Source organism: Streptomyces sp. NPDC057654 (assembly GCF_042800135.1).
GTDB lineage: Bacteria > Actinomycetota > Actinomycetes > Streptomycetales > Streptomycetaceae > Streptomyces.
On sequence record NZ_JBHVHQ010000504.1, the window covers coordinates 1 to 6,294 of the forward strand.

Here is a 6,294-nt window from a genome sequence, read left to right on the forward strand (position 1 = left end):
GGGGCCGATCAGTCCGCGGCGGTGCGCTCGGCGACGGTGAGCCCCGGGGGTGTGTTGGGGTGGGGCGAGGGCTGCGCGGGCCGCGGTCGTCGCGGGCGGCCCTCTTCTCAGGGTGGTGCTGGGTCGTCCGGCTCAGTACCAGTTGTGGGACTGCCAGAAGGACCAGGCGGCGCACGGGCTGCCGTATGTGGAGTTCATGTACTCCAGGCCCCACTTGATCTGGGTCTCCGGGTTGGTCTTGTAGTCCGCGCCGGCCGAGGCCATCTTCGAGGCGGGCAGGGCCTGCACCAGGCCGTAGGCGCCGCTGGGGTTGGACGCGGTGGGGTTCCAGCCGCTCTCGTGCTCGACGATGTTGCTGAAGCACTGGTACTGCGCGGCGTCCGGGATCAGCTTGTGCGCGGCGGCCTGGGGGCTGCTCGTGGCGGCGGCCTTGGGGGCCGCTGCCTTGGGGGCGGCGGGCGCCGCGGCCTGGGCCGGGACGGAGGCGAAGACGACGCCGGCGGCGCCGAGCGCCACGGTGGCGGCAGCGGCGGCGGTCTTCGTGCGGGGGGCGATGCGGCTGATGGTGCGGGACGTCACGAGGAAGTGCCTTCCGTCGGGGGCAGGTGGGAAGTGCGATGTGCGATGCCGGACCGTCCTGCGTTCCGGCGACTCCACCGACAGTGCATCCGACTCGATATGTCCGCAATGCCCCCTCTTACTAGTTGACCTCGCATGGTGGGCGGAAGGTCCCGGGGTGGTCGGGGACCCGTATCGTTGCAGGTGGGCGCCGCTTTTTCGAAGATCGTGACGCCGGGCGCGACAGTACGAGGCGCGGTCGTACGTGACGAAGGTCCTTGTGCGTGGCCTCACATTCGGGAGGTTCCGCGGCATGGGTGAGTAATACTCGTCGCATGCCTTCAGTTATTACCGGTAGCGGTGCGAGACGGGCGGCGGCCGGGGCCGCGGTACGCCGCGCCACCGCCAGGGACGCGAAGCGGCTCACCGGACTCGTACGGAACTCCCGCGCGTACCAGGGTCAGTACGCGGCCATGGTCGCCGGGTACACGGTCGGGCCGGACTACATCGAGTCGCACCGTGTCTTTCTGGCCGCCGACGGCGGTACGGACGCCGTGCTCGGCTTCTACGCGCTGATCGTCGAGCCGCCGGAGCTGGACCTGATGTTCGTGTCCGACGCGGCCCAGGGGCGCGGCATCGGCCGGCTCCTCGCCGGGCACATGACCGCCGAGGCGCGCGCCGCCGGGCTCGACAGCGTCCGCGTCGTCTCGCACCCGCCCGCCGAGGGCTTCTACCGGAGCGTGGGCGCGCGGCGGGTCGGCACGGTCCCCGCCAATCCGCCCGCCGTGCTGTGGGACCGGCCGGAGCTGGTCTTTCCCATCGGCGGTGCCTTCGACCCGGCCGGGTCGCCTGCGGCCTGACCCGCGAGACGGCTTGCCGTCGCTGTGTGTGACAGGTACTGGCCAAGGCTGGTGGGGTGCCGCTAGGCCCGGCTAGCTTCCCCGCATGGGGACCACGAAGACGCAGTTCAACGTCCGGCTGTCGCCGGAGGCCGCCGAGGCCGCTCGGTGCGCGGCCATGGACCAGCGGATCAGTCTCAACGAGTACATCGAGCGACTGATCAACGCCGACACCGACACCAAGCGTGCCGCGTCGAGGCGCGCCGCCGGGCGCTTCATCGCCGAGTGGGGGGAGTTCATCGAGGCCGAGGCGGCGCGGGTGGACGGTGAGGTGCGGCGTGCTGTCACCGGGTGACGGGCCGCTTCGGGGGGACGGGGGCGTGGGCGCGCACGCCCGTACCGACGCGCAGGTTTCCGCCGGGCCCGACGTCGATCTCGTCTGGGTGCTGGAGACCGCCGAGGACGCCGGTGCGTACGGGCACGGGCGGGCGCCGGCCGACTTCGGCGTCGGCATCGCCGCCGTGGAGCGGCACCGGGCCGGGCTGCTGGGGCGTCCCGTGTACGACAGCGTCTTCGAGCGCGCCGCCGCGCTCGCTCACGCGCTGAGCCTGGACTGGCTGGAGCGTGCCAATACGACTGTCGCCGCTGCCTGCGCCGTGCGGTACCTCAGCGAGTCGGGGGCGGGCGAGGTACGGGTCCCCGGCCGGGCCGGTGTCGCCGAGCTGGCGCGGGAGCTGCGCAATCCGGCGCGTACGGTACGGACCATTGCGGCTGTGCTGCGGCACTGGAGCTGACGGTCCGGCTGACGCCGGGGGTGGGGCGCGGAACGTTGTCGTCTGCGGGTGCGTGGTGGCCGGTCGCGCAGTTCCCCGCGCCCCTTTGGGGCCGGATTTCGCTGGGCCGGTTGGCTGGTGCGGCTCCGTCGTGGCTGGGCGCGCAGTTCCCCGCGCCCCTGTGGGGGTGCTGCTTGGTGGTTTCGCGCGGGCGCGTTGTGGCTGAGCGCGCAGTTCCCCGCGCCCCTTTGGGCGGGATGTCGCTGGGTCGGTTGGTTGGTGCGGGTGCGTGGTGGCTGGTCGCGCAGTTCCTCGCGCCCCTGTGGTCAGCGTGGTTCGGTGAATTCCACCGGAGCGTCGAAAGCCGCCCTCCGCGTCGCTCTGCGCAGTGCTTTCAGCACTGTCGGGCCCAGGGCCAGCGTCAAGGTGATGGTGACGATGGCGCGGGGGAGGTCCCAGCCCAGGGATGTGGCTAGGCAGTAGGCGATGAAGCGGGCCAGGTTGTCGGGGAGGGGGTCGCCGGGGGCGAAGGAGACGCCTGAGGTGAGGCCGCCGATGTAGGGCCAGCCCTGGAGGTTCATGATCGTGCCGTAGAGGAGCGAGGCGACGGCCCCGTACACCGCGAGCATCGCGAGCTCGCGGCGGCCGCGCAGCCGGTCCGGGCCCGGCAGCAGCCCCGCACCCATCGACACCCACCCCATCGACAGCATCTGGAACGGCATCCACGGCCCCACCCCGCCCGTCAGCAGCGCCGACGCGAACATCGACACCGCGCCCAGCACGAAGCCGAAGCCGGGGCCGAGCACCCGGCCGGACAGCACCATCAGGAAGAACATCGGCTCGATGCCGGCCGTGCCCGCGCCCAGCGGGCGCAGGGCCGCGCCCGCCGCCGCCAGGACGCCGAGCATCGCGATGGCCTTGGCGTCCAGGCCGGTGTCGGCGATCGTCGCCACGACGACGGCCAGCAGCAGCGGGAGCAGCGCGGCGAACAGCCACGGCGCGTCCTTGGAGTGCGCGAGGCCGGAGGCGGAGTCCGCGAGCAGCGGCCAGCCGAAGGCCGCCACGCCGATCGCGGAGATCAGGACGAGGGCCGCCACGGAGCGGGGGCCCAGGCGGATGGCCCTCGCCTGGCGGTCGGCTGCCTCAGCTGTTCTCAAAGCTCGGAACGCGTTCACGCCGTCGGCTCCAATACGGCGCGCACCTGCGGGACCGTCAGCCACGGCAGCGGCGCGAGGACCTTCGAGACCTGCGGGGCGAAGGCGGGCGACGAGACCACGACCTCGGCCGTCGGGCCGTCCGCGACGATCTCCCCGTCGGCGAGGATCACCACCCGGTGGGCCAGCTCGGCGGCCAGCTCCACGTCATGGGTGGCCAGCACGATGGCGTGGCCGTCCGCCGCCAGGGCGCGCAGGATCTCCACGAGGCGGGCCTTGGCCGCGTAGTCGAGGCCGCGCGTCGGCTCGTCCAGGAGGATCAGCGGCGGCCGGGCCGTGAGGACGATCGCCAGCGCGAGCGCGAGCCGCTGGCCCTCGGACAGGTCGCGCGGGTGCGTGGAGTCCGGTACGTCCGGGAGCAGCTCGCCGACCAGCGCCCGGCAGGCGCCGGGGTCCGCGCCCGCGTCGTGGTCGGCGGCCTCGCACTCGGCGCGGACGGTGTCCGCGTACAGCAGGTCGCGGGGCTCCTGCGGTACGAGCCCGACGTGGCGCAGCAGGTCGCGCGGGCCGGTGCGGTGCGGTACGAGCCCGCCGACGCGCGCCGCGCCGCTCGCCGGTTCGTGCATGCCGACGAGGGTGCGCAGCAGCGTGGACTTGCCCGCGCCGTTGCGGCCCATCAGCGCCACGGCCTCGCCCGCCCGTACGGTCAGCTCGACGCCGCTCAGCGCTTCGACGCGGCCCCGGCGCACCGAGAGCCCGGTGACGGCGGCCGGCGGCGCGTCGGCGGCCCTGGCCGCCTTGCCCGGCCTGCGGAAGAGGACGGCGCCGCGCGGGCGGCGCGTCTCCTCGCCGTGGCGGCCGGGAGCCGCGGCCGGGGACGCGGGCGGGGTGAGGCCGGCCAGCCGTTCGCGCAGCGGCCCGGCCTTGCGGCGGGCGTCCCGTACGGACAGCGGCAGCGGCGACCAGTCCGCGAGGCGGCCGAGGTCGACCACGGGCGGGCGGACCGGCGAGCGGGCCATGACCTCGGCCGGGTCGCCGACGACGGGCGGCGCGCCGGGGGAGGGGAGCAGGATCACCTGGTCCGCGTACTGCACGACCCGCTCCAGCCGGTGCTCGGCCAGCAGGATCGTGGTGCCGAGGTCGTGGACGAGCCGCTGGAGGACCGCGAGGACCTCCTCGGCGGCGGCCGGGTCGAGCGCGGACGTCGGCTCGTCGAGCACCAGCACCCGGGGGTGGGTGGTGAGCACCGAGCCGATGGCGACGCGCTGCTGCTGGCCGCCGGAGAGGGTGGCGATGGGCCGGTCGCGCAGTTCGGCGAGGCCGAGCAGGTCGAGGGTCTCCTCGACGCGGCGGCGCATCACGTCGGGGGCCAGGCCCAGCGACTCCATGCCGTAGGCCAGCTCGTCCTCGACGGTGTCGGTGACGAAGTGGGAGAGCGGGTCCTGGCCGACGGTGCCGACCACGTCGGCGAGCTCGCGCGGCTTGTGGGTGCGGGTGTCGCGGCCCGCGACGGTGACGCGGCCGCGCAGGGTGCCGCCGGTGAAGTGCGGTACGAGCCCGCTCACCGCGCCCAGCAGGGTCGATTTGCCGACCCCGGACGGCCCGACCAGCAGCGACAGCTCCCCTTCGGGCACGACCAGGTCCACGCCGTGGATCGCGGGCGCGGTCGCGTTGTCGTACGTGACCGACACCTGCTCGAAGCGGATCGCTGCGCTCACTGTCCGGCCTCCTGCGAATGCGAATGCGAATGCGGGTGCGGGTGCGGGTGCGGGTGCGAATACGGGCCGGGCTCGCCGCCCGGCGGGGAGTGCCGGCCGGACGGCCGCGCCCCGCGGACCGGCGCCGGGGCGACGAAGGCGGGCAGCAGACCCAGCAGCACGGAGGCCGCGGGCCACAGCGGCAGGCCGGGCGCGGTCAGCGGTACGGCCGGGGGGTGCAGCGGCTGCGCGGCGTACGAACCGGCCCAGATCATCAGGCCCGCCACGGCGACCCCCGAACCCGACACCAGCCAGGCCCGCGCCCCCCACCGGTCGGGGCGGTAGCGACTGCGAACCGAGCGCCGCCCGCCCAGCCACAGCCCGCCCATGGCGGCGACGAGCCCGGCCAGCAGCACCGGCAGCCCGTAGCCCGCGCCCTGCTCGGCGAGCAGGCCGTACGTACCGGCGCACACGCCCAGCAGCCCGCCCAGCGTCAGGGCGGTGGTGGTGTGCCGCACGGCGGGCGGGACCTGGGCGGTACGCCCGTAACCGCGCGCGTCCATCGCCGCCGCCAGCGCCACCGAACGCTCCAGCGCGCCCTCCAGCACCGGCAGCCCGACCTGGAGCAGCGCCTTCGCGCCGCGGTCGGGGCGGCCGCGCAGCCGGCGGGCGGCGCGCAGCCGCGCCACGTCGGCGACGAGGTTCGGCGCGAACGTCATGGCGACGACGATCGCGACGCCCGCCTCGTACAGCGCGCCGGGCAGGGACTTCAGCAGCCGCGCCGGGTTCGCGAGCGCGTTCGCCGCGCCGACGCAGATCAGGAGGGTCGCGAGTTTGAGCCCGTCGTACAGCGCGAACACCAGCCCCTCCGCCGTCACCCGGCCGCCGATCCGCACCCCGCGCGCCCAGTCGGGCAGCGGCACCTCGGGCAGGGTGACGATCGTGTGCGTACCGGGGATCGGGGACCCGAGGACGACGGCGAACACCAGCCGAATCCCCAGCACCAGCAGCCCCAGCTTGAGGAACGCCCCGTACGACCGCGCCCACGGCGCGTCCGTGCGCCGCGCGGCCACCACATACCCCGCGACGCCGACCAGCAGACCGAGCAGCAGCGGATTGGTCGTACGGGAGGCGGCGGTGGCGAGCCCGAGCGCCCAGAGCCACCAGGCGCCGGGGTGCAGGGCGGCGCTCCGGGAGGTCTGGGGGGCACGGGCGCGGCCCATGACCTCTGCCGTCGCGCGGCCGCGCGACGGCCGCGCCTCCTGGTCGTTCA

The 6,294-nt window shown here is 74.7% G+C and carries 7 protein-coding genes; 3 read left to right on the plus strand and 4 right to left on the minus strand.

Annotation, left to right across the window (positions count from 1 at the left end; all coding sequences use genetic code 11):
* Positions 1-132: 132 nt before the first annotated feature.
* Complete coding sequence (locus tag ACFU99_RS29055) at positions 133-579, minus strand: transglycosylase SLT domain-containing protein (protein ID WP_384397639.1); 447 nt, start codon at positions 577-579, stop codon at positions 133-135.
* A gap of 314 nt (positions 580-893) precedes the next feature.
* Here ACFU99_RS29055 and ACFU99_RS29060 point away from each other — a divergent pair, with 314 nt between their 5' ends.
* From ACFU99_RS29060 to ACFU99_RS29070, 3 genes are all read left to right on the plus strand, one after another.
* Complete coding sequence (locus tag ACFU99_RS29060; RefSeq protein ID WP_384397641.1) at positions 894-1,418, plus strand: GNAT family N-acetyltransferase; 525 nt, start codon at positions 894-896, stop codon at positions 1,416-1,418.
* Between the two features lie 85 nt (positions 1,419-1,503).
* Entirely contained in the window at positions 1,504-1,752 is a 249-nt protein-coding gene (locus tag ACFU99_RS29065; protein WP_384397643.1) for a toxin-antitoxin system HicB family antitoxin, read from the plus strand.
* Between the two features lie 25 nt (positions 1,753-1,777).
* Positions 1,778-2,191, plus strand: coding sequence for a fic family toxin-antitoxin system, toxin component (locus ACFU99_RS29070; RefSeq protein WP_384397645.1), 414 nt, complete (start codon positions 1,778-1,780; stop codon positions 2,189-2,191).
* A gap of 305 nt (positions 2,192-2,496) precedes the next feature.
* Here the strand turns inward: ACFU99_RS29070 and ACFU99_RS29075 are convergent, their stop codons facing one another.
* The 3 genes from ACFU99_RS29075 to ACFU99_RS29085 are packed head-to-tail and all read right to left on the minus strand — an operon-like array spanning position 2,497 to position 6,244.
* Positions 2,497-3,345: an ECF transporter S component gene (locus ACFU99_RS29075; protein WP_384397646.1), complete on the minus strand. Its 849-nt coding sequence runs from the start codon at positions 3,343-3,345 to the stop codon at positions 2,497-2,499.
* Entirely contained in the window at positions 3,342-5,042 is a 1,701-nt protein-coding gene (locus ACFU99_RS29080) for an ABC transporter ATP-binding protein (RefSeq protein WP_384397648.1), read from the minus strand. The genes ACFU99_RS29075 and ACFU99_RS29080 overlap by 4 nt, the downstream gene beginning before the upstream one ends.
* Positions 5,039-6,244: a CbiQ family ECF transporter T component gene (locus tag ACFU99_RS29085; protein WP_384397650.1), complete on the minus strand. Its 1,206-nt coding sequence runs from the start codon at positions 6,242-6,244 to the stop codon at positions 5,039-5,041. The genes ACFU99_RS29080 and ACFU99_RS29085 overlap by 4 nt, the downstream gene beginning before the upstream one ends.
* Positions 6,245-6,294 lie beyond the last annotated feature (50 nt).

What these genes read in the sequence shown, in the direction of transcription:
- ACFU99_RS29060 (WP_384397641.1), top strand. Translation starts at nt 894, where the DNA reads ATGCCTTCAGTTATTACCGGTAGCGGTGCGAGACGGGCGGCGGCCGGG.
- ACFU99_RS29065 (WP_384397643.1), top strand. Translation starts at nt 1,504, where the DNA reads ATGGGGACCACGAAGACGCAGTTCAACGTCCGGCTGTCGCCGGAGGCC.
- ACFU99_RS29085 (WP_384397650.1), bottom strand. Translation starts at nt 6,244, where the DNA reads ATGGGCCGCGCCCGTGCCCCCCAGACCTCCCGGAGCGCCGCCCTGCAC.